This window comes from Streptomyces violaceusniger Tu 4113 (assembly GCF_000147815.2).
Taxonomy (GTDB): Bacteria; Actinomycetota; Actinomycetes; order Streptomycetales; family Streptomycetaceae; genus Streptomyces; species Streptomyces violaceusniger_A.
In genome coordinates, this window is the sequence record NC_015951.1 from 113,851 (window position 1) to 139,799 (window position 25,949).

26 protein-coding genes, 1 pseudogene and 1 CRISPR repeat array are annotated in these 25,949 nt (G+C 68.3%); of the genes and pseudogenes, 10 read left to right on the forward strand and 17 right to left on the reverse strand.

Translation table 11 applies throughout. The annotated features are described in order from the left end of the window. Positions 1 to 165: 165 nt before the first annotated feature. Positions 166 to 2,985 carry a CRISPR-associated helicase/endonuclease Cas3 gene (locus tag STRVI_RS44135; RefSeq protein WP_063644483.1) on the reverse strand — a complete coding sequence of 940 codons (2,820 nt, stop codon included), beginning with the start codon at positions 2,983 to 2,985 and terminating at the stop codon, positions 166 to 168. Positions 2,986 to 3,108: 123 nt separating this feature from the next. Then, a CRISPR array of direct repeats spans positions 3,109 to 3,561; the repeat unit is 29 nt; unit sequence GTGCTCTCCGCGCGAGCGGAGGTGAGCCG. 374 nt (positions 3,562 to 3,935) lie between these two features. Beyond that, positions 3,936 to 4,490: a TetR/AcrR family transcriptional regulator gene (locus tag STRVI_RS44140; protein ID WP_014043541.1), complete on the reverse strand. Its 555-nt coding sequence runs from the start codon at positions 4,488 to 4,490 to the stop codon at positions 3,936 to 3,938. Between the two features lie 110 nt (positions 4,491 to 4,600). Between STRVI_RS44140 and STRVI_RS44145 the strand changes: the two genes are divergently transcribed. Beyond that, a complete protein-coding gene (locus STRVI_RS44145; protein WP_014043542.1) occupies positions 4,601 to 5,557 on the forward strand; it encodes an NADP-dependent oxidoreductase in 957 nt (318 codons plus the stop codon). A 230-nt stretch (positions 5,558 to 5,787) separates the two neighbouring features. Here STRVI_RS44145 and STRVI_RS44150 read toward each other — a convergent pair whose 3' ends face one another. The 5 genes from STRVI_RS44150 to STRVI_RS53240 form a co-directional block, all read right to left on the reverse strand. Beyond that, on the reverse strand, positions 5,788 to 6,381 hold the full coding sequence (locus STRVI_RS44150; RefSeq protein ID WP_014043543.1) for a M15 family metallopeptidase: 594 nt from the start codon (positions 6,379 to 6,381) through the stop codon (positions 5,788 to 5,790). A gap of 147 nt (positions 6,382 to 6,528) precedes the next feature. Continuing rightward, positions 6,529 to 6,723 carry a hypothetical protein gene (locus STRVI_RS52330; RefSeq protein ID WP_150112974.1) on the reverse strand — a complete coding sequence of 65 codons (195 nt, stop codon included), beginning with the start codon at positions 6,721 to 6,723 and terminating at the stop codon, positions 6,529 to 6,531. A gap of 296 nt (positions 6,724 to 7,019) precedes the next feature. After that, positions 7,020 to 7,271, reverse strand: a complete 252-nt coding sequence (locus tag STRVI_RS44155; RefSeq protein ID WP_014043544.1) for a type II toxin-antitoxin system RelE family toxin — start codon at positions 7,269 to 7,271, stop codon at positions 7,020 to 7,022. Beyond that, a complete protein-coding gene (locus tag STRVI_RS44160; RefSeq protein WP_014043545.1) occupies positions 7,268 to 7,525 on the reverse strand; it encodes a type II toxin-antitoxin system Phd/YefM family antitoxin in 258 nt (85 codons plus the stop codon). Before STRVI_RS44160 ends, STRVI_RS44155 begins: the two co-directional genes overlap by 4 nt. A gap of 561 nt (positions 7,526 to 8,086) precedes the next feature. Next, positions 8,087 to 8,257 carry a hypothetical protein gene (locus STRVI_RS53240; protein WP_167543316.1) on the reverse strand — a complete coding sequence of 57 codons (171 nt, stop codon included), beginning with the start codon at positions 8,255 to 8,257 and terminating at the stop codon, positions 8,087 to 8,089. A 116-nt stretch (positions 8,258 to 8,373) separates the two neighbouring features. Between STRVI_RS53240 and STRVI_RS44170 the strand changes: the two genes are divergently transcribed. The 5 genes from STRVI_RS44170 (at position 8,374) to istB (ending at position 14,908) form a co-directional block, all read left to right on the forward strand. Beyond that, a complete protein-coding gene (locus STRVI_RS44170; RefSeq protein ID WP_043242275.1) occupies positions 8,374 to 9,717 on the forward strand; it encodes an endonuclease domain-containing protein in 1,344 nt (447 codons plus the stop codon). A gap of 309 nt (positions 9,718 to 10,026) precedes the next feature. Further along, positions 10,027 to 10,200 carry a DNA methyltransferase gene (locus STRVI_RS44175; RefSeq protein ID WP_167543317.1) on the forward strand — a complete coding sequence of 58 codons (174 nt, stop codon included), beginning with the start codon at positions 10,027 to 10,029 and terminating at the stop codon, positions 10,198 to 10,200. Positions 10,201 to 10,307: 107 nt separating this feature from the next. Next, positions 10,308 to 11,579, forward strand: coding sequence for an IS256 family transposase (locus STRVI_RS44180; RefSeq protein ID WP_014043547.1), 1,272 nt, complete (start codon positions 10,308 to 10,310; stop codon positions 11,577 to 11,579). Positions 11,580 to 12,452: 873 nt separating this feature from the next. Continuing rightward, positions 12,453 to 13,994, forward strand: coding sequence for an IS21 family transposase (gene istA, locus STRVI_RS44185; RefSeq protein WP_043242280.1), 1,542 nt, complete (start codon positions 12,453 to 12,455; stop codon positions 13,992 to 13,994). Between the two features lie 188 nt (positions 13,995 to 14,182). Next, entirely contained in the window at positions 14,183 to 14,908 is a 726-nt protein-coding gene (gene istB, locus STRVI_RS44190; protein WP_050994194.1) for an IS21-like element helper ATPase IstB, read from the forward strand. 11 nt (positions 14,909 to 14,919) lie between these two features. On the opposite strand, the gene STRVI_RS44195 is transcribed toward istB, so the two are convergent. Continuing rightward, positions 14,920 to 15,324: a YunG family protein gene (locus STRVI_RS44195; RefSeq protein WP_014043550.1), complete on the reverse strand. Its 405-nt coding sequence runs from the start codon at positions 15,322 to 15,324 to the stop codon at positions 14,920 to 14,922. Positions 15,325 to 16,010: 686 nt separating this feature from the next. Continuing rightward, on the reverse strand, positions 16,011 to 16,991 hold the full coding sequence (gene add, locus STRVI_RS44200) for an adenosine deaminase (protein WP_014043551.1): 981 nt from the start codon (positions 16,989 to 16,991) through the stop codon (positions 16,011 to 16,013). A gap of 239 nt (positions 16,992 to 17,230) precedes the next feature. On the opposite strand from add, the pseudogene STRVI_RS55410 reads away from it, so the two are divergent. After that, positions 17,231 to 17,431: pseudogene (locus STRVI_RS55410) on the forward strand (site-specific integrase); the annotation flags it as partial. A 139-nt stretch (positions 17,432 to 17,570) separates the two neighbouring features. On the opposite strand, the gene STRVI_RS44205 reads toward STRVI_RS55410, so the two are convergent. Further along, a complete protein-coding gene (locus STRVI_RS44205) occupies positions 17,571 to 17,984 on the reverse strand; it encodes a hypothetical protein (RefSeq protein WP_014043552.1) in 414 nt (137 codons plus the stop codon). A gap of 96 nt (positions 17,985 to 18,080) precedes the next feature. Beyond that, positions 18,081 to 19,538 carry a site-specific integrase gene (locus STRVI_RS44210; RefSeq protein ID WP_167543318.1) on the reverse strand — a complete coding sequence of 486 codons (1,458 nt, stop codon included), beginning with the start codon at positions 19,536 to 19,538 and terminating at the stop codon, positions 18,081 to 18,083. 99 nt (positions 19,539 to 19,637) lie between these two features. Here STRVI_RS44210 and STRVI_RS46895 point away from each other — a divergent pair, with 99 nt between their 5' ends. Both STRVI_RS46895 and STRVI_RS44220 read left to right on the forward strand, forming a co-directional pair. Continuing rightward, positions 19,638 to 19,940: a hypothetical protein gene (locus tag STRVI_RS46895; protein ID WP_014043554.1), complete on the forward strand. Its 303-nt coding sequence runs from the start codon at positions 19,638 to 19,640 to the stop codon at positions 19,938 to 19,940. After that, positions 19,933 to 20,205: a hypothetical protein gene (locus STRVI_RS44220; RefSeq protein ID WP_014043555.1), complete on the forward strand. Its 273-nt coding sequence runs from the start codon at positions 19,933 to 19,935 to the stop codon at positions 20,203 to 20,205. Before STRVI_RS46895 ends, STRVI_RS44220 begins: the two co-directional genes overlap by 8 nt. Positions 20,206 to 20,353: 148 nt before the next feature. Here STRVI_RS44220 and STRVI_RS55835 read toward each other — a convergent pair whose 3' ends face one another. The 6 genes from STRVI_RS55835 to STRVI_RS44250 all read right to left on the reverse strand — a co-directional run bounded on the left by STRVI_RS55835 (position 20,354) and on the right by STRVI_RS44250 (position 24,144). Then, a complete protein-coding gene (locus STRVI_RS55835; protein WP_014043556.1) occupies positions 20,354 to 20,479 on the reverse strand; it encodes a hypothetical protein in 126 nt (41 codons plus the stop codon). A gap of 664 nt (positions 20,480 to 21,143) precedes the next feature. Beyond that, positions 21,144 to 21,404, reverse strand: coding sequence for a hypothetical protein (locus STRVI_RS44230; protein ID WP_043242286.1), 261 nt, complete (start codon positions 21,402 to 21,404; stop codon positions 21,144 to 21,146). A gap of 219 nt (positions 21,405 to 21,623) precedes the next feature. Next, positions 21,624 to 22,448 carry a hypothetical protein gene (locus tag STRVI_RS46900; protein WP_014043557.1) on the reverse strand — a complete coding sequence of 275 codons (825 nt, stop codon included), beginning with the start codon at positions 22,446 to 22,448 and terminating at the stop codon, positions 21,624 to 21,626. A 1-nt stretch (position 22,449) separates the two neighbouring features. Continuing rightward, positions 22,450 to 23,034: a sigma-70 family RNA polymerase sigma factor gene (locus tag STRVI_RS44240; protein WP_050994173.1), complete on the reverse strand. Its 585-nt coding sequence runs from the start codon at positions 23,032 to 23,034 to the stop codon at positions 22,450 to 22,452. Further along, entirely contained in the window at positions 23,031 to 23,195 is a 165-nt protein-coding gene (locus STRVI_RS53245) for a hypothetical protein (RefSeq protein ID WP_167543319.1), read from the reverse strand. The genes STRVI_RS44240 and STRVI_RS53245 overlap by 4 nt, the downstream gene beginning before the upstream one ends. Before the next feature lie 490 nt (positions 23,196 to 23,685). Next, positions 23,686 to 24,144 carry a hypothetical protein gene (locus tag STRVI_RS44250; protein ID WP_150112975.1) on the reverse strand — a complete coding sequence of 153 codons (459 nt, stop codon included), beginning with the start codon at positions 24,142 to 24,144 and terminating at the stop codon, positions 23,686 to 23,688. A 521-nt stretch (positions 24,145 to 24,665) separates the two neighbouring features. Between STRVI_RS44250 and STRVI_RS44255 the strand changes: the two genes are divergently transcribed. Then, a complete protein-coding gene (locus STRVI_RS44255; protein WP_014043561.1) occupies positions 24,666 to 25,946 on the forward strand; it encodes a hypothetical protein in 1,281 nt (426 codons plus the stop codon). Positions 25,947 to 25,949 lie beyond the last annotated feature (3 nt).

A 25,949-nucleotide genomic window follows, 5' to 3' on the forward strand; every position in this document is an offset into this window, starting at 1 on the left:
GCCCGAGGTTCCTGCTCTCCCCGCGCGAGCGGGGGCCCAGTTGTCCCGCCTCGAGCTCGGGGGCCGGGGCCCATGCCGTCCCGCCCCGAGCTCGCGGGCGGGACGACCACGCTGAACAGTAGAAGCGAGACGTGGGTAAAAGCGGCCGAATACGGAGATTGGCCACTATCGCTCGCTGACACCGAGATCATCGAGCAGCAATGACCGATCCCCGACCGAACACGACCACCTCTCGTCAGCCCCGAGGCGGAACCGCAGTACCACCAACGACGCCAGCACCGGCCGATCCGACCACGCCACCAACGCGGCATGCCGCTCATCCCGCCCCGCCAGCCACCGCCCGGGCAGCGGCACCGTATGCCGCATCACCTCAGCCACCTGCCCCCGGAACAACCGCCGCCCATCCACTCCCGGCAACTCCCGCCGCCCCTCCGGATCCAGCGTCAACGCCCCGCCCGCATGCTCGTACACGCACACCGCACGCTCGGAATCCGCACCCAGCCGCGTCGTCACCAACGCCTCATCCACCAGCCCCTCCGCACCGCTGAGCAGCGACAAGTCCCGCAGCGACGAGGCATACGGCGACGGGATGGCCGTCAGCTTCGCCAACTGCGTCTCCGCCGCCTCGCCCGCAACCCGCCGGGCATCCCGGAGCCGCAGCTCCTCCGCGGCCGCCTGGTCCAGCCGCTCACCGAAATCCTCCGCGTAGACCTCGTCCACGACCTGCTGCACATCACCAGGGACCGCGATCCCCTTCCCCGCCCGCTCCACCAGCAGCCGCCGCGTACGAACCAGCAGCGACACGTCATACACCTCACCCCAACTCCGCGGCGGCTCCACCCCCTCCTCCCCCAACGGATCCAGCACCACCAACCACGGATCAGACCCCACCCACCCCGGCCGGCCCCCACGCTCATGCCGCAGACACCGACCAGCCCGCTGCAACAACTGCGCCAACGGAGCCAGGTCACTCACCACCAGATCGAAATCCAAATCCAGCGACTGCTCCACCACCTGCGTCGCCACCAAAACCGAACACACCGGCCGCGCCACACCCTCGGCCCCCGGCTTACCGAACGCCCTCTCGCACTCCCCCGTGATCTCCTCACGCCGCCACGCCGGAAACCGCGCATGCAACAACCGCAGCCCACCCTCCTCCCCCGCCAGCTCAGGAAACACCGACCGCAGAAAACGGAACGTACGCTGCGCCTCGTCCACAGTGGTGCAGCACACCAGCACGCAGCCGCCCTGCTCCACCACCGGCGTCAGATACTCCACCAGGGCCGCCCGACGCGACCCCGCCGCCGGAACGCCGGCCGGCTCACGCACATCCCACGCCACCGGCTCGACCACCACCCGCAACGTCCGCGGCCGGTCACTGCCCACCGCCCGCGGCCGCGAGACACCACCAGACGCCGCATCGACAAACAGCCACCCCGGATAACACGGCTCCACCACGGCCGGCTCCCGAAACCCACAGCCCCGCCGATACGCCTCCACCAGCGACGACGCCACCCGCCCCGACAACGTCGCCGACAACAGCACCACCGGCGCACTCAACGCCCCCAACCACTCCAGCAACCGCACCAGCAACATATGCATCCACGGCCCATACGCATGCGCCTCATCCACCACCAGCACCTTGTTCGCCAACCCCAGCAACCGCAGCACGTTGAACCGCACCGGCAACACACCCGTCAGCACCTGATCCACCGTCCCCACCCCCAACGGCGCCAACAACCCACGCCGCCCACCCCGCAACCACTCCCCCGCCTCCAGCGCCGTCACCCCATCAGCCACCACCCGCCCACGATCATCCTGATCAGACCCACCCCAACGGCTCAGCCACGCCATGCTGTGCAACAACACCAACGCCCGATCCCCACCCACATTCACCCGGGCAAACCCCTCCACCCGCGACACCATCGCATCCGCCGTCGCCATCGTCGGCAACGCCACAAACACACCCCCCGCCCCCGACACCCGCCCCAACACCGACGCCGCATGCAACGCCGCCTCCGTCTTCCCATCCCCCGTCGGCGCCGTCACCAGCACCAACCCCGAACCCCGCTCCCCCACCAACCCCGGCAAACCCCGCTCCACACTCTCCTGCAACGCATTCGCCGAAAACGGAAACTGCCCCGCGAACGACCGGACCGGGAAAACCGCCGACCCCAGCCCGGCCCCCGCCACCACCCACTCAGCCGCCTCCACCGCCTCCCGCCAGTGCGCCGCCAACTCCCTCCCGTCCCCCACCCAGCCATCCGCCGGCAACCGCTCCGCGATCACCGACTCCTGACTGGCCAGCCAATCCGCGACCACCACCACACCCGACACCACCACCGCCGCCTCACCCGACAACCGACCCGACGGCACCCCACCCGCCCCCGTCAAAACGCGCACCACACCAGCATGAACAGCCCGCTGCCCCACCCAGCCAGGCCCGCCCAACCCCGGCTCCCACACCTCAGGCGAACGCAGCTTCGACGCCTCCAATGCACACCCGAATACCCCGTGATGCCCACCGAGCAGCTGCGCCACCTGATGAGCCACGGACTGTGACACCGGGCCGTGCGGATAGCCCCACTCCGCGAACAGGACCGTCAGAGCCCAGTGCGTCGCCCGCTCATGCCGCAGGCCCCGCTCCCCCTCCGCGCCCGGCGCCGATGCATACGCCTCGTCTGCGGCGAGGACGGCGTACCTGCCGGCCGACATGCTCTGAAACGGCGGAGTGATCTTCCCCAGATCATGCAACCCCGCCCAACAACACACCCACCGCCGCGACGCATCCTCACCCAGCCCCAGCCGCTCAGCGATCAGCCCATGCGAGCGGGCCCCCAGCATCACGTCCCACAGCCGACCCGCGATGGCCGCCGTATCCAACAGATGACAGATCAACGGATAGGGCCTCAGCAGCCCCTTTTCCTTCCCCCACAACCGCGCATCGAGCTCAATCCCAGCAGGCGGTAACGGCGTCTCGTCCATGCCGTACGACTACCAGCAGCCACTGACAATCGCCGACCACACGATAGATTGGCGCGCATGCACAACAGCCGCTCCTTGAGTCAAGAACACGCTAAGCCCCTCTAACGCCGCAGGTCACGAAGGGTGCTCTCCGCGCGAGCGGAGGTGAGCCGTCAGCAGGATCGTCACGAGCCCGGTCCATGCCGTGCTCTCCGCGCGAGCGGAGGTGAGCCGGAGATGGCCAAGGGCGGGCAGCCCCAGGCGATGTGCTCTCCGCGCGAGCGGAGGTGAGCCGCACCACATCGACGAGGCGACGGTGGCGGCGAGGTGCTCTCCGCGCGAGCGGAGGTGAGCCGGGTGCCGGTCGCGTGGTTGATCTGGCGGATGGGTGCTCTCCGCGCGAGCGGAGGTGAGCCGCCGCACTGGAAGACCAGCGCCTGGACCGCCTCGTGCTCTCCGCGCGAGCGGAGGTGAGCCGCAAGGGGTGCCGACCGGCGGCGGCGACGTGTGCTCTCCGCGCGAGCGGAGGTGAGCCGAATCGGGACCCCCGCGACCGTGCGACCGGCCCGTGCTCTCCGCGCGAGCGGAGGTGAGCCGTTCATCGCGGCGACCAAGAACGCCGCCGCTCAGTGCTCTCCGGCGAGCGGAGGTGAACCGCCGCGCTCGGTGTACTTGGGGCCCTCGCCGGGGTGCTTTCCGCTCAGGCGGAGGTGACCGGAGCCAGACGCGGCCGACCGGTTGGCCGCGCAGCCACTCCAGTGCGGGAAGCAGATGGTCAGCCCTTGGGGTCCTCCGGCGTACGTCTGCGCAGGCGGAGGTGAGCGGGGTAGCTGTTTACGGAAGTCCTCTCGGTGTGACAGCGGCCAGCTGGAATTCCCCACGTACGGCCAGGTGCGGTGTCACTGTTCGTAGTCGGAATTCAGACGGCCCGGCTGTGTCGCACGGTCCCGGCCCGGGCCCGGGGCTGGCCGCTAGGCGGGGCGGAGACCGTCCATCAGGAGGTTCAGCAGGCGACTGGCCTTGGCTTCACGTTCGGGCCGGGGGGCCACGGTGAAGATGCCGATGAGGGAGGCGGCGATGTCTTCGGCGGTGACGTCGGAGCGGAGGTCGCCTGCCGCGCTGCCGGCGTCGAGAATCGTGGTGATGGCCGCCAGTAGCTCGGTCCGGGTCTGTGCATGGGCGATCTCGCCAGACTCGATCATCGCAAGCAGGGTGTCGAGCATGCCGTTCTTGGTCGCGATCCAGTCCCCGAACATGTCCATCCAGCGCCGCATCGCCGCGCCCGGGGGCAATTGGCCGAGCAGCTCGCGGGCGCCGGTCGTCAGCCGCACGACCTGGTCCCGGTAGACCGCATCGACCAGCGACTCGCGGGTCGGGAAGTGCCGGTAGAGCGTGGCGATGCCGACGCCCGCCTCGCGGGCTATCGCACGCATCGACGGCTCGGCGTCAGCCGACGCGAACATGCGGGTCGCCACCGCGAGCAACTGGTCACGGTTGCGGGTTGCGTCCGCCCGTGGCGAGCGCATCTCCCCCTCGGCAAAAACGGATCGTGCTCCGTTTGTGTTACGGTCACTCATGTAAACGGAGCATAGTCCGTTTCAGTACGCTCCCTCGACCCCAAAGGAGGCAGGCGCACATGCAAGAACAGCGCGATCAATCGCCGACGGACAGCAGCAGGGCGGTCCGGCTCGAATCATTCGGCGGCCCCGAAGTCCTGGACATCCGTGACATTCCCGCTCCGCAGGCCAGTCCGGGACAGGTCCGCGTACGGGTCACCGCGGCTGGCCTCAACCCGATGGACTGGTTCATGACCGCCGACGCGGACACCGCCGCCCGGTTCGGCCTGAGCCTCCCGGCCGGGTTCGGGACCGACTACGCAGGAGTTGTTGACCAGGTCGGTGACGGGGTGACCGGCTTCGCACCTGGCGACCGGGTGTTCGGGGGCGCCCTGTCCCGCGCAGTCGCCGACTTCGTGGTGATCGAACCGGCCGAGGGGACCGCGGCGAACGAGGCCCATCACACCCCCGGCGGCGTCGACGACCGCACCGCCGCCACCCTCACGATCGCCGGCCGCACGGCATCCGCGGCCCTCGCCGTGGTCGACCTCGGCCCGGACGACACAGTGCTGATCGGCGGCGCAGCAGGCGGGGTCGGGGTGTTCGCCGTCCAGTTGGCCAGGATCACAGGAGCACGCGTGATCGGGACGGGATCGGCGACATCAGCCGGTTTCCTGCGCGATCTCGGAGCCGAGCCGGTCGCCTACGGTGACGGCCTGGCCGACCGGGTCCGAACCCTCGCTCCCAGCGGTGTCACCGCCGCCATCGACCTGCACGGAACCGAGACAGTGCACGCCGCGAGGGAACTCGGCGTCCCGGACGGCCGCATCTGCACCATCGCCGCGCAAGTCGACGGCGTGCCGGCGGCCAACGGCGCGAACGCCGCTCCCGGCACCTTGGAAGGGCTCGCCCGGCTGGTCGCGGCGGGCCAACTCCGGGTGCCTCTCGCGGCGAGCTTCCCGATCGAGCAGATCCGCCGTGCGGTCGAGCTCCAGGCCGACCGGCATGTGAAGGGCAAGGTCGTCATCGACCTCTAGCCGCGGCTGCCCGAGACGACCACAGAGCAGGCACCCCCGAACTTCAACGCAGCGTCACCACTAGCGGCCAGATGACTCCCCATCAGGTGGCCGCCAGCGGGGAATTGGAACTGGCCACTGACACGCGGTGGCGTGTCCGCGCGAGCGGTGCCATTTCCAGGTGCTTCCCCGGCCCCGATCGGCATACCTCGTGGAGACTCCTTACTCCTGTACCCCGACGAGGTCTGCGGTCAGTCGAGTTCCCTGGGTCCGTAGTGGGCGGTTTCCGCTCCTGTCATCAAGGCCCAGTAGCGGTCTCCATATGACCAGTGCCACCACTCTGTGGGGTAATTGACCAGGCCAGCGGTGGTGAGCGCAGTGCTCAGGATGTCCCGGTGGGAGCGGGCCCCGCCGCTGATGTTGTCGGCCTGCGTGTAACAGGCATCCGCGCTCTCCTCAGGAGTCGCGTTCATCCGGGTGCCCATGTCGAGTTCGCGGCCGTCGGCATCTGCAAGGGTCAAGTCAACAGCTGCGCCGGCGCTGTGCGGTGCAATCTCGGGAGGAGAGACGTAACGGCTGGCTGCCGAGCGAACCTGTTCAAGGGACCAATCCGGGTGATCGGTCCGCAGTTGATGTGCGTATTCGTCGAAGTAGTGCCGTTGAAGGGACGGTGGACGGTACCCCTCCACGAACAGCAGTCGCATCCCTTCAGGCAACAGTGTCTGTGCTTTGAAAAGTCGATCGAGTACTCCTTTCCGTAGGTTGGCGAAGGCGCCAGCGGAGTCCTGCCACTTCCGCTCATCAACCAACAGACGGCTGTCTCGGCGGACGTCCACGAGCCGCACAGCCTGCCGAGTTCGTCGACCTCATCGTGGTCTCCGCGTGAGCGGAGGTGAGCCGACATGAATCCCTCATCGTTCCCTCGCAGGTGAAGTCCTCTCCGTGCCCCGGGAAAGCAACCGGTGACGCCGCTACTGCGGATCTGTCGGGGCTCATCGCTCGTTTGGCGTAGTTCCTTCGCGTTCGCGCGCCTCGCTTCGGATTTCGTTGCGAAGTGCACGGATCGACCTGATGGCTTTCGCTGCCTTGTGGCAGATGACCGGAATTTGATCTAGTACATGGCTAGCGATCCAGGTGATGCAGGTAAGCCCGGCGATGGTGGCGCTGGCCCATCCGAAGGTTTCCATGGGGCTCACGGGACCACGGGATAGGCAGCCATGGGGATCTTGGTGGATTCCTGTGGACGACTCGTCGGTTGTGGATAACTGCCATGGCCCCGTGCGGGACAGAAGTCCCGCTCCGAAGGGTTTGGTCAGTGCCCCCCCCGCGAACGGAGGTGAGCCGCAGGCCACCGATCCGAGGAAGCGCCGGGCGATGGTGCTCTCAGCGCGAGCGGAGGTGAGCCGCGAAACGCCGTACGGGAGCGATCGCGCGCGGCGTGCTCTCTGTGTGAGCGGAGGCGGGCCGCATGCTGCAACCCTGTTCAGCCGGTTCGGCCGATGTGGATGACCACGATGGTGACGGTGGTTTCTGTGATCTCGTACAGGACCCGGTAACGGCCGACGTGCATGCGGCGCAGGTCCGGGGAGCCGTACTCCGCGGTGCCTGCCGGGCGGGGGGTGTCGGCGAGCAGGTCGACAGCGTCCATCAGCTGCCGCAAGCCGTCAGGGTCGTCCTTGAGAAACCGGGCGGCCGCGTTCACCGCGCCCTCGTCCCAGATGATCGCGTAGGTCAAGAAGCATGCCCCAGCCCGAGCTGAGCACGCACCTGCTCATGCGGCACACCCGTGGCCTCGCCGGACGCCTGCCGCGCCCGGTACTGCGCCAAGGCAAGGGCGTCCTCAAGGTCGGCCAGTTCCTGCGGGTTGATCAGGACCGCCGCAGGCTGGCCATGGTCGGTGATGGTGATCCGCTCACGGGCATGGGACGCGCGACGCACCAGCGACCCGAACCGGGCCCGCGCCTCCGTAATCGGCAACGTGTCACTCATGCAGAGAACTGTACACTTCACGCGCTTCGCGCCGTCACCATCCCGAGCACGAATAGAGACGAGCGATAGGTTGAGGTGCGTGTACGACCGCCGCTCCTTGAATCAAGAAAACGCAAAGCCCCTCTAACATCGCAGGTCGCGAAGGGTGCTCTCCGCGCGAGCGGAGGTGAGCCGCCGGACCCGTACCGGCGTCCGATGCGGTCCCAGTGCTCTCCGCGCGAGCGGAGGTGAGTCGGCCCCGCGCGAGCGGAGGTGAGCCGCCCAGGACTATGGGCGGTACGACCAACACGGGGTCCTCTCCGCGCGAGCGGAGGTGAACCGACCAGGATCACCGCCCGCTCGGGCGGAAGTGAACCAGGTCGATCGGCTGCGTGCCGCGCCCGCCATGGCGCCGAGGGTCGGGGCGTCGGGGACGACGTCCAGGCGGTCGGCGTCCGCATCGAACTTCGCTGCTTGGGCGTGGGCCGGTGAGCTCTGGCGCGGCCGCGGCGAGGATGTCGTCCCACTGCGCGAGGACGCCGCCGCTGGCGGCCGGGGCGACCATGCCGCGCCCGGTCATCATCAGGGTGATGACGGTACACAGCCGAGCGGCTCGCGGCCATCCCGCCGTACGGCCTGGCCGGTGCGCCGCTTCGTCTTCTCCTTGCGGTGGCCGCGGTTCTTCTTCGCCTGCTCGCAGGCGGCAGCCAGGGCTTGGCGGACGAGGTCGACGCCGCTCAGATTGCTGGTCATGGGATCACGCCCCGGCGGTGTCGAGGGGGCGGGCGGCGTATGCGGCATGGGCGGCGGCCTGCTGCCCGAGGCGCCTGGAGCCCCGTTGCCGCGTTGTGGGCCGTTAGCCTGTCGGTATGTCAGAGCGTGTCATGCCCGGTCGCACGGACGGCCTGATCACCCTGGGTGCCGCGGACGCTCTGTGGGTCGATTTGACGGCCGACAGTGCTGTGCCGACTGCTTCTGGGGCATTCACCTGCTCTCCTGCCCACGCCCGGGTGGGGTACGTCCTGCTCGGCGGCCATGTGGTGGCGACGGTGAAGGCGAGCGGCGGTCAGCGGAGTGTTCCGGAGCTTGAGGTACGCCGAGCAGCCGCGGAACTGAACGCGGTTGGGATGGATCGGCAGGACCTGATCCGCATCGGTCCGTTTCGCAGGGCGCCGAGGCAGGAGCGCAACGAGGAAACGCCACTGCGTTGGCGCCAGCGCATCACGGAGGAACTGGAGGAGCTGGGCGGCCCCGAGCGGGCAGCACGAGGTGAAGTCGGCCGGCCGTACCATCTGGCGGGGATCGACTGGCGGCGGACGCTTGTGGAGCAGACCCGCGACGGGACACAGCGGACGTGGTGGCTGCCGCGCGCCGTGGTCAGGCTGCTCGACGCGGCCGAGCACACCGAAACGCAGTGGGTGCAAGCCGCGCGGACCCGCCAGGCAAGCGCAGCCGTCACCGAGCCGCCCTCCCACCCCCGGCAAGCCCAAGACGCCGACGGTCGGCAGACGACCAGCCCCGAGGGCCCCACCGCCTCACTGCGCCCGTACAACGCAGAGCTGGAAGGCCAGCAGTACTCGGTACTCAGCAGGAAGCCCGGTACCTCCCGCAGGGTGGCCGGGTGGGAGTGCGCCGTCTGCCGCACCGCACCCGCCGCAGTCCTCGACCACTGCCATGAACACGGCTACGTCCGCGCCCCCGTCTGCCAGTCCTGCAACACACAGGAACACCCCGACCACCTGTACAGCAACGACATCCGCGTGGCGAACCGCTACACACGCCTCTTCCACACCGACACCGACGACTGGCTCCGCCACTGGCACCGCTGCCCCGGCTGCCGCGCACGCACCACCCTGCCCCTGCCGCACCTCGCCGCATGGACCGCCCACATAGCCTGCCGATCGCTGCGCCCGACCCACCCCGCCCCCCGCGGGCGCAAGCCCTGCGGTGTCCTGCGCGTGTCCTGGACGAGCAGTCAGAACGCGCCCCGTTCCTGCCTGCTCACTGTCGCAGTCGATTTCTGTCCCTCCGGCGAGCACCGTGTCCTGGCGCGAGTCTCCTATCGCGAAGCCGCCGAGCGGTTCCGCCACTGGTTGGCCGAGACGGCCCCTGCCGTGGCCGCCGCGGCCGGTCCTGACCGTTTGGACGGCCTCCCCGCCCAGTCCCGGCCAGTCATCGCGGACACCAGCGGCGAGGGCCTGGCACTGTTCTGAGCGAGCACCGGGAGACTGACACCCCAACAGCACCTCTGCCCCCGACACGGTCACCCCGCACGCCCCAGCGAAAGCGGCATAGGGTCAACACGACGGTGTCGAGCAAGTCCCTGCTCGGCATGCCCTGGCGGTACGCGACCGGCTGCGTCGACCAGCCCGGACTTGTGCACCGGGCCGAAATGATCTGGCACAAGCCCAACCCCATGCCCGGGTCCGCCACCGACCGCGTCGTGGACCATCTTCCATTTCACCCGAGGCCCGCAGTACTGACACGACCCCGAACACGCCCGCCTGCCAAGCATGTGGACCGTGCCCACCACCCCGCTGAAGCCACCGACCGAACTGGAGGACGCCCGGCACTTCGCCGCCATGCCCGAGACCCTGACCCAACACCTGCCTATCCTCGGCTACGCCCCACCGCTCGGAATCGTCCTGGACCCCTTCGGCGGCACCGGCACCACCACGGCCATGGACGTGGCCTGAGCCTGGTCGCTCTCGGGGGAGCGTGTCTGAAAGATCGTGTAAGTCCGTGATGTGGCAGGCTGGTCGGGGCTCTGACCTGGGCCTTTGACCAGCCGGGACGGACGGACATGAACGACAACGAGATCCTGGCCGTCGGACCGGTCGAGGACGAGCTCGTGGATGAGGTCGTCGAGCGGCTGATGGACCGCGCCGACGCCTCGGGTGCTGCCCTGCTGGGTGAAGGCGGGCTGCTGACCGAGGTGACACGGGCCGTGCTGGAGCGGGCCCTGGACGCGGAGATGACCGACCACCTCGGATACGAGAAACACGATCCCGCGGGCCACGGCTCGGGCAACAGCCGCAACGGCACATCGCGCAAGACGGTGCTGACCGATGCCGGGGCGGTCACACTGGCCGTTCCGAGGGACCGTGACGGGTCGTTCGAACCGCAGCTGGTGCCCAAGCACGCCAGGCGGCTTGCGGGCTTCAACGAGCAGGTCCTGTCGCTGTACGCACGCGGCATGTCGGTGCGCGACATCCGCTCGCACCTGGCCGGCATGTACGGCGTCGAGGTCTCACCGGACCTGATCAGCAAGGTCACCGACGCTGTCACCGATGAGCTCGACGCATGGCGGAACAGACCGCTCGACGCGGTCTGGCCGATCATCTACATCGACGCGCTGTGGGTGAAGATCCGCTCCGGATCCGTGGCCTCCCGGCCGGTCTACCTGGCCGTCGGGGTGGACATGGACGGCTGCAAGGACGTGCTCGGCCTGTGGGCCGGCGACGAGGGCGAAGGCGCCACGACCTGGATGACCGTGCTGTCCGAGCTCCGTAACCGCGGGGTCGAGGACGTGTGCATCGTCGCCTGCGACGGGCTGAAGGGCCTGCCCGTCGCGGTCACTGCGACCTGGCCCAAAGCCACCGTTCAGACATGCGTGATCCACTTGATCCGTGCCTCGCTGAGATTCGCCTCCAAACAGCACCACGCAAAGCTGGTCACGGAGTTGAAGGCCATCTACACCGCCCCGACCGAGCAGGCCGCCGAGCAGGCCCTCGCCGACTTCACCGCAGGCGAGCTGGGCCAGCGGTATCCCGCGATCGTGCGGACCTGGCAGGCCGCGTGGAGCGAATTCACCCCCTACCTCGCCTTCCCGCCGGAGATAAGGAAGGTCGTCTACTCGACGAACCTGATCGAGTCGATCAACGCACGGCTGCGGAAAGCCACCCGCAACCGCGGACACTTCCCCTCCGAGCAGGCCGCGTTGAAGGTGCTCTACCTCGCCATCCGTGAGCAGGTCACTCCCAGAGCGCGCGATGTCAACCACGTCGCGGCACACTGGAAGAAGGCACTGAACCAGTTCTCACTCTTCTTCGAGGACCGGCTCAACACCAAGTGAAAATCGAGGACTTACACAAAGTTCCGTACACGCCCTCTCGGGCTGATCGCCATTGTGGCCAACAGCCTGGCCGCGCTGACAGAGGCAAGCGATACGTTGTGGCGCATGTACGACCGCCGCTCCTTGAATCAAGAAAACGCAAAGCCTCTCTAACGTCGCAGGTCGCGAAGGGTCCTCTCCGCGCGAGCGGAGGTGAGCCGCATCTGACCGGAGGCGCCCAGTGACCGCAGGCGTCCTCTCCGCGCGAGCGGAGGTGAGCCGTTGCCCCACACGTTGCCGTCGGCGTATCTGACGTCCTCTCCGCGCGAGCGGAGGTGAGCCATGCTGGCCGATCATGTGACGCCAGATCGCGCGGGGCCCTCTCCACGAGCGGTGGTGAACCGGTCTGACGTCCCTTGGAGGGGTGGCAGGCCCAGTGCTTTCCACACGAGCGGAGGTGAGCCGAAGCACGACGCGGTGACGCGTGAGCAGCTGCTGTGCTCTGCGCGCGAGTGGAGGTGAGCCATTCCGTGGGGTCAAGGACGACCAGGGCCTGCCGTGCTCCGCGCGAGCGGAGGTGACCCGGTGCCATCCATCACTGCGTAGGCGTCGCACCGGTGCTCTCCGCGCGAGCGGAGGTGACCCGCTGACCGTCGACACGGGTATCGCCCACAGTCAGGCCTTCTTCGCCCGAGCGGAGGTGAGAGCGGACAGCGCAAGATCCTTGTAGGCGGACAAGTCAGATCCTGCTTTGCGGACAGTTGATCTCCCTTTCCGTGGACCCATTCGTGTCGGTTCCGAACAGGTGATCCCTCCGGGGGTTGGCTCGGTGCTGCCTGGCACCCGAACCAACTCATCTCCGGAGGGATCGTGAAGAAGTCTGACAGGGAGATCATGGAAATCTTCGAGGCTCTCGACGCCACCGAATGTGCGCATTCGGCGGCTGTGCTGGCGGGGGTCGATCCGAAGACCGTGCGCCGGTACGCACGGATGAGGGACACGGGTCGGCCGATTTCCGGTCCGGTCGTGCGACCGAAGCTCATCGACCCGTTCATGCCGAAGATCGAGGAGTGGGTCGAGCGGTCCGAGGGCACGGTGCGGGCCGACAAGCTCCACGAACGCCTGCGACTGCTGGGGTTCACCGGCGACGAGCGCACGACCCGCCGCGCGGTGGCGAAAGCGAAGGAACGTTGGCGGTCCGGCCACCGGCGAACGTATCGGCCGTGGATCACCGAGCCGGGGCTCTGGTTGCAGTTCGACTGGGGCTGGGGCCCGAAAGTCCCTGGCCCGGGCGGTGGAGATACGCGTGAGACGTTGTTGTTCTGCGCCTGGCTGGCCTGGTCGCGCTATCGGGTGGTGATCCCGGTCTGGGACCGCACCCTGCCCACCGTGATCTCGTGCATCGACTCGACGCTGCGGGCGATCGGCGGGGCACCGACCTACGTACTGACCGACAACGAGAAGACGATGACCATCGACCGGGTCGCCGGAGTCGCGGTCCGACACCCTCAAGTCGTCGCCGCGGGACGCCATTACGGTCTGCAAATACACACGTGTGTCCCCTTCGATCCTGAATCGAAGGGAGGCTCGGAAGCCACCGTCCGCATCGCGAAGGCGGATCTGATCCCCACGACCGCGAATCTGCGGGAGAAGTACGGCGACTTCGCCGAACTCCGCGGCGCCTGCGCGATCTTCTGCCAGCAGGTCAACACTCGCGTCTACCGAGAGACCGGCAAGACCCCGGCCTCCGCCCTGGACATCGAACGGACTCGCCTGCACCCACTGCCCGACGCCCCGCACACCCTCGCGCTCGGCGAATCGCGGCAGGTGCTGCGGGACCAGACGGTTCGTTTCGGCTCGGTGCGTTACTCGACCCCGCCGGGCCTGGTCGGCCAGGAAGCCTGGGTCCGCGCGGACGGCGAGGAACTCGTCGTCGTGGTCGACCTGTCCCGCCTGGCCCGCCGCCCGGAGTGGATGCAGGGACCGGCCGGACTGACCGAGGTCGCCCGGCACCCGCTCTCGCTGCCCGGCCGCCCGGTCATCGATCTGTCCCACTACCCGGGCCACCCGCAGGAGATGGACGGTTCACCACGCCAGCCCAAGCCGAAGCCGGCCAACGACGCGGAAAGAGCCTTCCTCGCGCTCGGCCCGGGGGCGAAGTCCTGGCTGATCGAGGCGGGTGCCGCGGGCACCACCCGGATCCGGGTGAAGATGGCCGCCGCCGTCGAGCTCGCCGCCCTGGTCGGCGTCGCCGAAGTCGATATCTCCCTCGGGCTCGCGGCGACCGCGGGCCGCTTCGCCGAGGACGACTTGATGTCGATCGTCCAGCACCGCCGCCATGGCGCCCGTCCCGCCGACCTGGTCGTCGCCGACGAGGCCCATTCCGTCCAGCCCGGCACCTCCGCCTGGGCCGACTTCGGCCGCAAGGCCACCTGATCCACCCGTCCCGGGCCGCGAAGCGGCCCGGGACGGGCAAGCCCGAACAGCACGCCAGTGAAAGGAAGTTGACGATGGCCACCGCAGCTGTTGCTGATCCGCCCGAGACTGTTCCCGCACCCTCACCGCTGCCTCCGGCGCCGACGGCACCGCCGATCCCGGCCGCGCTGGAAGCCGTGCTCAAGCGGATGCGGTTTCCTTATCTGCGCAGGGCCGCCCCGGAGGTGCTGGCCACCGCCCGTTCTCAACGCTGGGACCCGGCCGAGGTCGTGCGGATCCTGCTGGAGGAAGAGATCAAGGGCCGCGATGAGGCCACCCGCCGCAACCACCGCAAGCAGGCCCAGCTCCCCTCGGGCAAGACCTTCGACTCCTGGCGGGAGGAGGACTCCTCCATTCCCGCTCCGACCCTGCACGCGCTGATGACCCTGGAATGGATCTCCAGGGCGGAGAACTTGGCCTGCGCGGGCCCCTCCGGCACGGGGAAAAGTCACCTGGCCGAAGCGTTGGCGAACAAGGCGATCGATGAGGGGATGAAGGTCTCCTGGTTCACCCTCGAATCGCTGACCGCCCACCTCGGACGGGCGACCGTCGACAGCACGGTCTCCAAGGCCGTCGCGAAGATCACCCGGTCCGACCTCATCATCGTGGACGACATCGGCATGCTGCCCTCGGGGCAGGCCGCGGCCGAGGCGTTCTACTGCTTGATCGACGCGGCATACGAACGCCGCTCGGTGATCGTGACGAGCAACCTTCATCCCTCAGGATTCGATTCGATCATGCCCAAAACGCTGGCCACCGCCGCCGTCGACCGGCTCCTGCACCACGCCCACGTCGTCCTCACCGAGGGCTCATCCCTGCGGCTGACCCAGGCCACCACCGGCCAGGGCGTCGTCCCACTGAGCCCGACGAACTGACCCCGGCCTGCTCAGATGGCCGGCTCCGGAAGATGCCCGAGGCGCTCGATGACCCGCTTGCGAAGGAGCAGGTACTCGTCCCAGCGGCGCAAAGGGCCCGGCGGGCGTTTCACCACGCGGCCCTCGGTGACGGTCCGGCCTCGCTGGAATTGCTCGCGTGTCAGGTCGATCTCGATACCGCTGGCCAGCCGGTTCCACATGTGGAAACCGTGCTGGACCCCCTCGGAGTGCACCTCGCCGGCCATGAGGTCGCCACCGAAGACGTCATTGACGATCAAGGCCGTGATGTCACAGTGCCCCCAGGCCGGGTTCTCGGGCTGCCAGCCAGAGCGAGCGAGATCGTCCGGGGAGCAGGTGTCAGCGGCCCAGCTGGCACGCAAGGCGCTGTCCAGGTCGAGCAGGTTCCAAGGGATCATGCCGACAGCATCGCAGTCACCACTGACACCGACACTGGGCGCGGAAGCCGAAGTGGCTGACGCTGCCCCACCCCATCCGAGGGACGAAAAGTAATACCGGACAGGGAGATCAACTGTCCGCCCACAGGGACCCGAAAAGCCCGCTCACCCGGACGGACCGCTGTCCGTGGACACAGCTCGCGGCCCATGAAGCTTTCGAGAAGCGGCAGCGTGAGCGCGGCATGCCGTTCGATGCGTCCGCCTTTATTTCGGTCCTGGCTGCTGCACGCTGTGGCATGTTTGGCAGAGCCGTCTCGTGGCCATGCGGATACAGGTTGACGTCGATGTCGTTGCCGTGCGCGGACTGGAGGCGAGGGAGAGCGTCGCCAGCAGTTCCATCGACCGCCGTTGACATCCAGAGCAGCGCGGCCGCGCTGAGGCAGGCTCGCCACGATCCGAATGTGGAAGTGATCGTTGTGGCTCCACGGATGACGGGCGTTCAACCGAGCCATGCCCATCGAGAATGCGCCTCCAGCGAACAAAGCTCCGAATCATCGCAGCGCCACGGCCCGCATGCTGCCACGTCCGTGAGTTCGCAGCCGTCACCTCGCGCGCGGGAGTTCAACGGTTGAGTAGATGTCGACAACGAAAGCGATGGGATGTCGGCCGTCTGACGGCAGCCACCGGCGGCCTGCGGAGGCATCCGGTCAGGACGGGGCCCAGCAGGAGGCCAGTGAGTTCTCGGCCAGCCGGGTCAGCTCCGCCCGGGTCAGGCCCAGGCCGGCGGCGCTCGCCACGTAGTTGTCGGCGACGTAGCCACCGAAGAACGGCGGGTCGTCGGAGTTGAGGGTGACCACCACACCGGCGTCGAGCAGGCGCTTGAGCGGGTGGGCGGCGAGTGTTGGCACCACCTTGAGCGCCACATTGGACAGCGGGCACATGGTCAGCGGTACACCGAGGTCGGCCACCCGGCGGATGAGCGCCGGGTCATCGGCCACCGCCACACCGTGATCGATCCGGTCCACCCCGAGTTCCAACGCTTCGACGACGTACGAAGCTGGCGCGTCCTCGCCGGCGTGGATCGTGGTCCGGTAGCCGCGGCGCTGTGCCTCGGCGAAGAAGCGGGCGAACTTCGAGGGCGGGTTGCCTCGCTCTGCTGAGCCCATCCCGATGCCGATGACCTGCTCGCGCCACGGCTCGATCAGGTCGAGCAGCTCCAGGGCGGTGGACTCCTCCCGGTGGCGCTGCGCGGTGCAGATCAGCCGGGCGTCGATGCCCCATTCCTCGCCGGCTTCGCGGAAAGCGGCGAGCACGCCGTCGAGGATGACCTCGATCGGCACGCCGGCGTCGAGGAAGGTCTGCGACCCGACGAAGACCTCCGCCCGGGTGACGCCGTCGGCGTGCACATGGCGCAGGTAGTCCATCGCGAGGTCGAAGAAGTCCTGCCGCTGCCGCAGCGTGCCGGCCACCCGGAAAAGCACCTCGAGGAAGGCCGGCAGGTCGGCGAAGTCGTAGGCCGCCCGCAGCTCCTCCTCGCTCCCCCACGGCAGGCTCACCCCGTTGCGACGAGCACAAGCCAACGCGGTGGCGGGCTCGAGGGTGCCCTCAAGGTGTACGTGGAGCTCGGCCTTCGGCAGCGAACGGACGAAGGCCAAGTCGATGTCGGCGTCCATGTCGGCGGTGCTCATCGCAGCAGCCTAACCGGGAGGCGTCGGCGGCACCGAAGCCGGTGGCGGCGATGCCGTCCGACAGCGCCCTCGCGTTGCGCAACTGACCAACCATCTCGCCCGATCCCTGCTGGAGACCGCCGCCTGGGAGCGCAACTACACCCTCGTCTGGGCAGAGCCTGACACCAACCGTCAGCCCCTCCAGCCTCACGACACCCGCTGAGGCATTCCGAGAGTTCCAATACCCGACTCCACCATTAGCCATCTACCCCACCGAGACCATCGAAGCCCACCGCGCGTTCATCACCCGCCGCCGCGCCCTGCGGCCCGCCGAGGAATACCGCACCCCCACCGACGTCGAGTGGGAAGACTTCCTCGGCCACTTCGAACGCCGCAAGCTCTCCGTCGGCACCTGCGCCCGCGCCTACGGAACCGCCTGCATCCACGAACACGCTTGCTTATCCGAACTAACCCAGCACCGCGGTGAGTTCACCCTCTCATCGACGCCCGCCACGGAAAGCAGTTGTGGAGGGTGGGCCAATCGGCGCCCTCGGGCATGTCGCGGGCGCCGGAGGTCGTGCAGCTACTCGGTGCCGACGGTCAGTCCAGATTCCACTTGCACTTCAGCGCCTCCAACGGGTCCTTGTCCTGAGGCCGTGCGTAGGAGAACCACACCCGCCACGCCGTCGATACAGCGTTTTGGATCCACTGCTCCCCGACTCCGCGGCGGTCAACATCGGAGAAGGCGCCGCTGGTGTGCTGCTTGGACCCGATCAGGCGCGCGAGTTCGGCCCGGTACTCCGACGGCCCGAAGAGTCCGAGCACCACCTCCGACAGGACCCAACAGCACCTGCCGGCTGAAACGGCCTCCCGCACCTGCGTATTGAAATCCAGCCAGTCGCCGTCGCCCGACAGTTTCAAAATGTGGTTCCAGAACCGCTTGTCCTCCAGCTCTGGCAGTAGACAGAGCAGCTCAAGAAGATGCCGTTCGTCGCTGCTCCGCGCGTGAGCCATGCCGGAACCTCCCCGTTCATCCGATGGCGTTTAAAGATCCGTCCTCGCCCCTCCTTAATCATCTCATTGGCCCTTTGGTTTTGGCCCGTATCTCGGTCACACACCCTCCTCGGCCGGGTCGGGAGTGAGCCTGCCGACGGTGGTGCGGAAGTCGGGCATGCCGAGGTGGACGGTGGTGTGCTTCGCGGTCAGGTCGCGCATGGCCTCCAGCTTCTGCGCTGCGGCGGCCAGGGTGGTCTCGATCGCCACGACCTCGCCGAGCCAACCCTGGTCCCGAGCCTCCTGCAGGCGGTCGATGAGGTTGGCGTGGATCTCCTGAAGGCGAGGCATCTGGGCCGGGTCAACGAGAAGTAGGGGGCATCTGACGCAGGCGTTTTCATGCTGGCAAGGGGTCGCGTAGTCGCGGCCGCAGGTGCCCAGGGCGACCTTGCGGAGTTCGAAGTGGGAGAGGAACTCGTCCCATTCGGTGGCAGTGAGCTCGCGGTATTCCTCGCTGGGCCGCTCGGTTCTGCGGCGGGCGATGAAGGCCCGGTGGTGGGAGATCACGTCTTCGGGGTAGATCGCGGCATAGCCCATGGTGGTGTCCAGAGCGGCGTGGCCGCAGATCTTCGCGGCGATGTGCGGGGGTAGTCCGGAGCGGATGGCGTCGGTCACGAAGATTCTTCTGAAGTCGTGGGGGCGCCATTCGAGTGGATCGCCGGCGACGGTGATCTGGGCGGACTGCGAGGTGGCGACCAGGCACTCGCGGATGTAGCTGCGGGTGAGCGGCCGGTCCTCGGTGCCGTACCGGCGTTGGAACAGGAACGGCATGGGCGTGCCCCAGGTCTGCTCGAACACGTCGTAGGCCGACACCAGCGGCAGGGCGGCATTTCCGGCCCGGACCCGGAAGATGACTGCGGTCAGCACCTCCGCCAGTTCCGGGGAGACCAGCAACAGGCGCTCGGCATCGGTCTTGGAGGGTGCGACCTGCAGCATCGGCACCACCTCGCCGGTGGTAGGCAGGGTGTAGGCGATGAAGCTGTGGTGGGTGAGCTCCAGCATCTCCTCGATCCGGATGCCGGTGTGCCGTAGCACTTCCACCGTCGCCCAGGACCAGAATCCCGCTTCCTCCTCGTGGGTGAGGTTCCGCCGCCTGCCTGTAGTCACCTCGGTGGCGTAGACGCGATGGGCCTGCCCGGACCGGCATCGCTCGAACTCCTGCCCGGCGACGAGGAACCGCTCTCCGGCCGGCGTCGCGCCAGCCGTGGTGATTCGGTTCTCGGCGTCCTTGCGCTGCTGGTCGACGGCGCGAAGCAATGCGGGCAGCAGTGGCAGTTGGGTCCTGGTCCGCTGGTCCATCCGGGACTTCACGCCGGACCTGGACTTCTTCGTCGCGCACTCGCTCGCTTTGATGGGACACGGTGCCACCCAGGGCGCCCACCGGCCAGGATCGTCGGCGGCCCAGCGGGCGATGTCCTGGTAGAAAGCCCGGACGAACACCAGCTCGCTGCGGAAGTTCACCCGCGGCCGCACCGGATGACCGCCGGTGTCCGGCTTCCTGCGCGAGGTGGGCAACCTGGCCGGCGGCCCCTGGGATGATGAGGACGACGGCGTGAGGGTGACCATGTCGTGGAATGCCCCCGGCCGGACCCGTCAGACTCGGAGGGAAGAGGGATGACCGCACAGCCAGTCGATCGACACCAGCCGGAGCCCAGGGTGCCGCGCACCATCGGCGGCATTTCCGAGGCGCTGCGCGGCGCCCGGCGGGCGCAGTTCTTCGCCGAGGTGCTCGCGGCCGAGCAGGGCCCCGAGCTCGATGCGACGCTGACCGAGTGGTGGGGCCGGGCCATGCTGGACAGCGACCCGCAGCGCGGCCGCATTCACGCGGCCGCCGAGGCGGGCACGCTGCCGACCACGAGCTGGGACGAGATCGCGCGCCGCCGCCGTGCGAACGGCGGAGCGATGCCCGGTGAGTGATGAACCCCGCGGCTTGTGGCCAGTCGCCCCTTCCGAAGCGGTGGGGGAAACACTGGCTGACCCGGGACTGTCCGCCTACCTGTTCTCCGCGGTGGTCGCCCTGACGGTGTCCATCGCCGAGGACCCGTGGCTGAAGGGCAGCACACCGCTGGAGGGTGATGACGACTGGCGAGAAGTCTTGATCCTCGGCGGGCGCGGCATCGCCGAGTACCGCATCAACCAGGACGCCCACGACGTAATCCTCACCCGGATTCTGCCGTTCTGACCGAAGCCCCGGCCCCTTCTGCTGGGGGCATACCGTCAGCATTCAGCGGCTGCAGTGTCCTCTCCTCGCAGGCCGAGGTGAACCGCTGAACGCCGCGCGGGCCTGGCTCATTTCGAAACGTCCCTATTACAGCCGCTATGGGCTGGCCTCAGTTCCCGGTCTGCTCACGGAGGAAGCGGCGTTCTGCGCGGCGGCGGCGCACCTGGTACCAGCGTGCGGTGTAGGCGAGATCCTCCCGGCAGACGTCCAGGAAGACCCTCTGCGCGGTGACCACCGCCTCGGCCTGCCGCTGGGATCGGCGGGCGCTCTTCTCGTTCAGCTCCAGGTTGCTGGTGGCCTCGACGGGGGTTTCCGCCGCGGCGATGACGTGGACGCTGCCGCACAGCCGGACCCCGTGCAGCGCGCTGATGAGCTCGCTGCTGACCTCCCACGCCTGGGGGTCTGGCCCAGCAGCAGCTTGTGCGCGGCGCGTCCGGCCTCGCGCTTCAGGTGGGCGAACTGGTACGCGTAGTTGAACGAGCGGGTTGAGGCGTCCAGCAACCGGCGGTACGCCTCCGCGCGGTCTTCCCTGCTGCCCAGCCGGGGAACGCCCACAGGCCGGTACCGCCCGACCAGCGCGCTGGCCACGCTCTCTGTCGCTTTGATACCGGCAGCCGCCATGCCCGGCGTTATGAATGTCATGCCGGGGTTCTACCATCCGGCGGGCCGGGCGCCGGCCGGGCTGCCGCAGCAGCTGCTCGACCCGGGCCGTCCCGCAAGGCGAGGTCTTCCCGGCAGGCGTTCGGGAGGCGCACTGCGTGGTGGCCACGGGCGTCCCGGCCAGCGGGGACCGCCCCGCCAGAGCCCAGCCATCCATCCGCCGCTGCTGCGGCCGCGGCAGGAAGAAGGCCCGAACCTCGGCGGCTGAGGTTCGGGCCCTGTCCTATTGAGGAACGCGTTCAGCCGGTGTTCGGGTCCTGGCCGACCAGCCGCGTGAGCAGTTCCACGATCTGGGCCTGGTTCCGGTCCATCTTCTGTCCGAGCTCCTCAAGGCGGCTCTCCAGCCGGCCCACCTTCTGATCGAGGTTCCCCACCTGGAGACGCACGGCCGTCAGGTCGCTCTTGACGATCCCGAACTCGCGGTCGTTCTTCTGGTCGACCTGTTCGAACCGCCGTGTGAGAGCGGCGAGTTCGCTGTGAGCTATGGGGTCCTCGGGCACGCGGGGCGCTCCTGCCAGGTCAGGGGTACAAGCAGACATCAGGCCGTCCACGATATCGCGCTCACCGGGCGCCGGTCCCGGCCTCGGACGTGATCGAGGCGGGCACCAGCGATCCCTGGTGGAGTGTGGAGGCCGGGGCGGGCAGGGGGGGGTACGTACGAGCGGGCCAGCCGCTGCCGAGTGATCGGGGCGGCCCGATCGGGGCAGTGGCATTTGGGGTCAGGGGGATGGTGCTGCGCAGTCCTCCAGTCGGGCGGCGAGTTCGAAGGAGGCTTTGGGGATGGTGCCGTAGTCGGCGTCGGATTTGGTCTCCAGGCGCTGGACCGCCACGGCCAGTGACTGGCATAGCGGCTGATCGGCGAGGGCGGGGTTGTCGACGACGCGAGTGCTGGCGGCGACGCCGGAGTGCAGGATCGCCATGGTGCGGTTGATCATGGACTGGGGGGTGTACCAGCTGCCGCGGTGTCCCTGGCTGGGCGGCCGGCGCAGGAGGCTGACCAGGTCGTCATGGGGGCTGGTCTGGTTCTCCAGGTGTTCCAGGCAGGCGGCTTCGTGTGCCCAGTGCTCGGCGTCTCGGAGTTCTCCGCGCTGCATGTGCATCAGGTACAGGCACAGTGCCGCGGTTGCGCTTCCGGCGCCGGCGGAGAACTGCCACCAAAACTGTGCTCCCTCCCTGTCCGCCAGGTGCAGCAGGCAGGCGAAGATCAGCGCGCTGGCGGGTTCGGCGCGGCACGACTGCGCCAGGAGCGCGATGTGGTGAGCGGCACGGGAGTCGCGGATCACCAGGGTGGACAGCTTGCGCAGATCCTGGGCGGCCTGTTCGTGCTGGGCCGTGCACAGGGGAGTGCGGTGGCGGGGGGCGTCCTCAGGGAGCCAGGGCTTGACCTGCTGAGCGGAGGACTCGAGCAGCAGCGCGCTGCGCCACCAGGTGTCGGCGATTTCGCGTTCGATACGCAGACGTGAGGCCGCGGTGTCCTCGTCGTCGTACTCGTGCTGAAGGATCTCGGCGTCGGCCAGGAGTTCATCGAGGCTGCGCGGGGTCATGTCACTCCTCATCGTCGCAGTCCGTATCGAACGCTATGCCCAGTTCCCGGGCGATCTTCCGGCGCGCGAAGTGGCAGTGCGAACGCACGGTGGCCTCGGTGACTCCCATGATGCGGGCGACGGTATCGGTGGAGAAGCCGAGGACGTAGCGGAGCACCATCACGTCGAACTGCCGCTCGGGCAGCCTGGCTATCGCCGGGTACAGGCCCAGAGCGCTTTCGATGACCTCGAATTCCTGGCGGCTGGATTCCAGCACCGCGCGCACCACGAGCTGCAGCATGGCCGTCTCGGGCACCGCGGGCTTGCGGCCCTGGATCCGGAGCTCCCCGGCGACGCTCTCCTTGAGCAGAGCCCACGCGGAGGCGGCGGGGTTCGCCTCCTCCATCAGGTGGGCCCAGTTCATCGCCAGGTGCATCAGCACTTGGTGGACCAGCTCACCGGCCGCGTGCGGATCGCCCAGATGCACGTGGGCGTAGCGGCGGTAGGCCCGGTAGTACTGGTCGTGGAACGCCCAGAACGCCTTCGGCAGTTGTGGCAGCGGCACCATCAGGGCGGGCCTGGACTGCGACGTGCGGTGGTCGCTCACTCCGGGCCACCGTCCTCGCGGACAGCGCAGGCGGTCGGGGTGCCGTCGCGGCGTTCCGTCAAGGCCGCGGCTCCCACGCGCACCCCGGCCCCGAGCAGTCGGCGGGCCAGTGCCATGGCGTCCGGGGTGAATACGCGCAGCGCGATAGCCGAAGCCAGCACGCTGTTTGCGACATCGTGAGTCACGAGTGCAAGGCCCTTCTGGTCAACAAGGTGGGCAGCGCCTGGTCCCCCCTCGGGGCGCTGGAGAGCGTCCTTGCCCTCGATCACCAGCTAATCGACCATGAGGCCCAAACGTTGAACGGCACACTCGAGATTTTTATACGCGAAGCAACCGGACGGTTACTCTCGTTCGAATCCGCTCCCGCGCCACACGCCGACGCCCCCGGGGTGATGGCTTTGCAGAGCCTGCGGCAGCATCCCCACCTGCGCCCTCTTCTCACCGACCGCAATGTGGTTGTGACGTCAAGTAACCATCGTTAATCGCACTCTACTTGCGTCGCACCAAAGCCGCGTGTTCCAGATCACAGATGCGACGGGTGGGGCCTGCGAACCAGGCCATCGCCGCACAGCCGGCCACTGGCCAGCCCAAGCCCGGTCGCGATCGCCCCAGCAGTGTGGAGACGCTGCCGTAGGTGGCCTGGCGAGCGACTTACACCGCGGCCCGGCCGTGGGCCTGGAGCAGCCATTGCGGCCCCGTTGCCGAATCCCGGCACCATACGTACTGGTGCCCTGGTTCCACGGTCATGCCGAAGTCGTACAGCGTCGGCTCCCCTTCGGCCAGCCACCAGCCCCAGACAGGTTCCAGTTCGTCGGCCAGGCGCTGCGGCCCACCCTGATAGGCGACGGCCTGCCCGTCGGGGAGTGTGGTGAGCGTGGCCCAGGAGGCGACGCCGTCGTGGATCCACACGTTCACGCCGTCGTCGTCCACGCCCGTGCTGATCTGCATGTCGGGGAGGTGGATGCGCAGGGCGAACTGCAGGTGCGCGTTGTCTTTCAGGGGGTGCAGGTCCCATGCGAAGGGCCGTTCGTCGTCGGCGGGTCCGGTGCCGCGCACGTGCGGCCAGTTGCTCGCGGGCGGTGTGCCGCGGGCGGGGTCCTTGTTGGTCACGCGGTCGTACAGATGATCGGGATGGCAGGAACCACTGATCGGGCCCAGGTTCGGAATTCGCAGCCTTGTCCGGATTTCATGACGGGTCCGGCGCTCTCCGGTGGTGGGCAGCCATCCGTCGGAGCCGGATACGAGCGCCGTACGGGGAGCCGGCACCAGGGACGAGGCGCGGTGGTCCGCAGCCGGCTTCCATCCCCAATTTGGCGCGCGGGTATACCCCCTCGTCAGGTCCGTGCCCTGTCTGCCGCGTCCGGCAGACCCCCGGTCGTCCCGCGGCTGTACCCGCTCTCGGCGCCCGCCGGCTGCATGCTGGACGGACATCACGATGAACTCGGGCAACGCCTGCGCGTACCAACCGAGAACAAGCCATTCCGCCCCGGCGTGATCAAATTCGCTGATTCCGTCATCAACTTTTCATCGGGTGGCCCTATGTTCAGTCGCGCTCAGCACCATCACACTGACCACACCACCGGCCGGGGTTCCCGCCTGCGCGCGGGCCGGCCAAAGGGGGAAAGACAACGATGCGTCACTTAAGATCGACCGGCCGCTTCGGCAGAGAGCTCATAGCCTTCACCGCTGCGGCTGCCTCCGCGATAGCCGCCATGAGCTTCGCGGCCTCACCGGCCGCCGCCGCCCCGGCAAAGCCCGCCGCTGCCCAGGCAAAGCCCGGCGACACCTGTACGGCGGCCGACCTCGGCACACGCCACCCGTACATCAAGAGCACCGAAGTGTCCCCGACGATCACCCACTTCAAGGGCTGGTACGTCACCGAGGGCACGACCGGCACCCAGACCGTCACCACCAGCACCCAGACGACCATCTCGGTCTCCGTCGGCCTCAACGGCAATGTCGAGGGCAGTTTCGCCGTCGAGACCCTCGGCAAGGTCGGCGCGAGCCTGGGCCTGAACGTGAAGGTCGACTACACCTCCACCAGCACCGAGTCGAATGCGGTCACGTGGAACTTCAGCCAGCCCGGCTACTACGGCGCCTACAAGGGCACCAAGAAGGTCACCGGTACGTACGGAAGCCTCAACTGCAACCGCGTCCAACAGGGCGACGGCAGTTGGGCGTTGAAGTGGATCGAGGGGCCCGACGGCGGCAACTTCACCACCTACACCACCCTCGAGGAAGGCGCGGTGCGCTGCCAGGACGAGGTGCCCGCAGGCAGCATCATGGCCAAGGCACAAGGCCTCCTCGACTGCGGCTCGGCTGCCGCGAAGGCCGAGCACCCGGCGGGTGCGGTGGCGCCGACGGCGAAGCAAAAGCGGGACCGCCTCGTGCAGCGCCCGGCGCTCACCAGCGGCACGTCCGCCGAACAGCCCAAGGCCACCGGGCGTAGCGCGCGGGCCGCTCTCGACTGCAAGGCCGAGGTCTACAAGATCGCCGTACCCGGCAAGCCCCTGTCCTGGGGCGCGCCGCTCCTGGCGGACGACGGTGTCCGCCTGCGGCCCTCGTCGATCTTCAGCGCCCACCTGGACAACTGGCGCCTGTGCAACGTGACGGAGAACAACGGGGTCCTCGAGGCGTCCCTGTGGAACTGGGGCAACGGCGGGTGCGCGACCATCGCCGAGCAGAACGCGGCCACTGAACAGGCGGTCCTGCAGACGGCCCCCTGCACGGAGGACGACCTCCAGCGGTTCTACATCTACCGCGACGTACCCGGCAGCTCGAAGATCGGTGTGCAGAACAAGTACACCGGCTCCATGATGGGTCACGACCGTTACGCGGACGGGGAGTTCATACGCCAGTACTCCAGCGGCAGGCAGGACGGTACGGGTACGTACACCCTGATCGGAGTCTGACGG

Excerpts from the sequence above, each read along its gene's own strand:
- add (WP_014043551.1), bottom strand. The coding sequence starts at position 16,991 with ATGAGCACCGCCGACATGGACGCCGACATCGACTTGGCCTTCGTCCGT.
- STRVI_RS44135 (WP_063644483.1), bottom strand. The coding sequence starts at position 2,985 with ATGGACGAGACGCCGTTACCGCCTGCTGGGATTGAGCTCGATGCGCGG.
- STRVI_RS44160 (WP_014043545.1), bottom strand. The coding sequence starts at position 7,525 with ATGAGTGACACGTTGCCGATTACGGAGGCGCGGGCCCGGTTCGGGTCG.
- STRVI_RS44140 (WP_014043541.1), bottom strand. The coding sequence starts at position 4,490 with ATGCGCTCGCCACGGGCGGACGCAACCCGCAACCGTGACCAGTTGCTC.
- istA (WP_043242280.1), top strand. The coding sequence starts at position 12,453 with ATGGAAATCTTCGAGGCTCTCGACGCCACCGAATGTGCGCATTCGGCG.
- STRVI_RS53240 (WP_167543316.1), bottom strand. The coding sequence starts at position 8,257 with ATGACCAGCAATCTGAGCGGCGTCGACCTCGTCCGCCAAGCCCTGGCT.
- STRVI_RS46900 (WP_014043557.1), bottom strand. The coding sequence starts at position 22,448 with ATGACCCCGCGCAGCCTCGATGAACTCCTGGCCGACGCCGAGATCCTT.
- istB (WP_050994194.1), top strand. The coding sequence starts at position 14,183 with ATGCGGTTTCCTTATCTGCGCAGGGCCGCCCCGGAGGTGCTGGCCACC.
- STRVI_RS44170 (WP_043242275.1), top strand. The coding sequence starts at position 8,374 with ATGTCAGAGCGTGTCATGCCCGGTCGCACGGACGGCCTGATCACCCTG.
- STRVI_RS44195 (WP_014043550.1), bottom strand. The coding sequence starts at position 15,324 with ATGATCCCTTGGAACCTGCTCGACCTGGACAGCGCCTTGCGTGCCAGC.
- STRVI_RS44145 (WP_014043542.1), top strand. The coding sequence starts at position 4,601 with ATGCAAGAACAGCGCGATCAATCGCCGACGGACAGCAGCAGGGCGGTC.
- STRVI_RS44205 (WP_014043552.1), bottom strand. The coding sequence starts at position 17,984 with ATGGCTCACGCGCGGAGCAGCGACGAACGGCATCTTCTTGAGCTGCTC.
- STRVI_RS46895 (WP_014043554.1), top strand. The coding sequence starts at position 19,638 with ATGACCGCACAGCCAGTCGATCGACACCAGCCGGAGCCCAGGGTGCCG.
- STRVI_RS44255 (WP_014043561.1), top strand. The coding sequence starts at position 24,666 with ATGCGTCACTTAAGATCGACCGGCCGCTTCGGCAGAGAGCTCATAGCC.
- STRVI_RS44180 (WP_014043547.1), top strand. The coding sequence starts at position 10,308 with ATGAACGACAACGAGATCCTGGCCGTCGGACCGGTCGAGGACGAGCTC.
- STRVI_RS52330 (WP_150112974.1), bottom strand. The coding sequence starts at position 6,723 with ATGGAAACCTTCGGATGGGCCAGCGCCACCATCGCCGGGCTTACCTGC.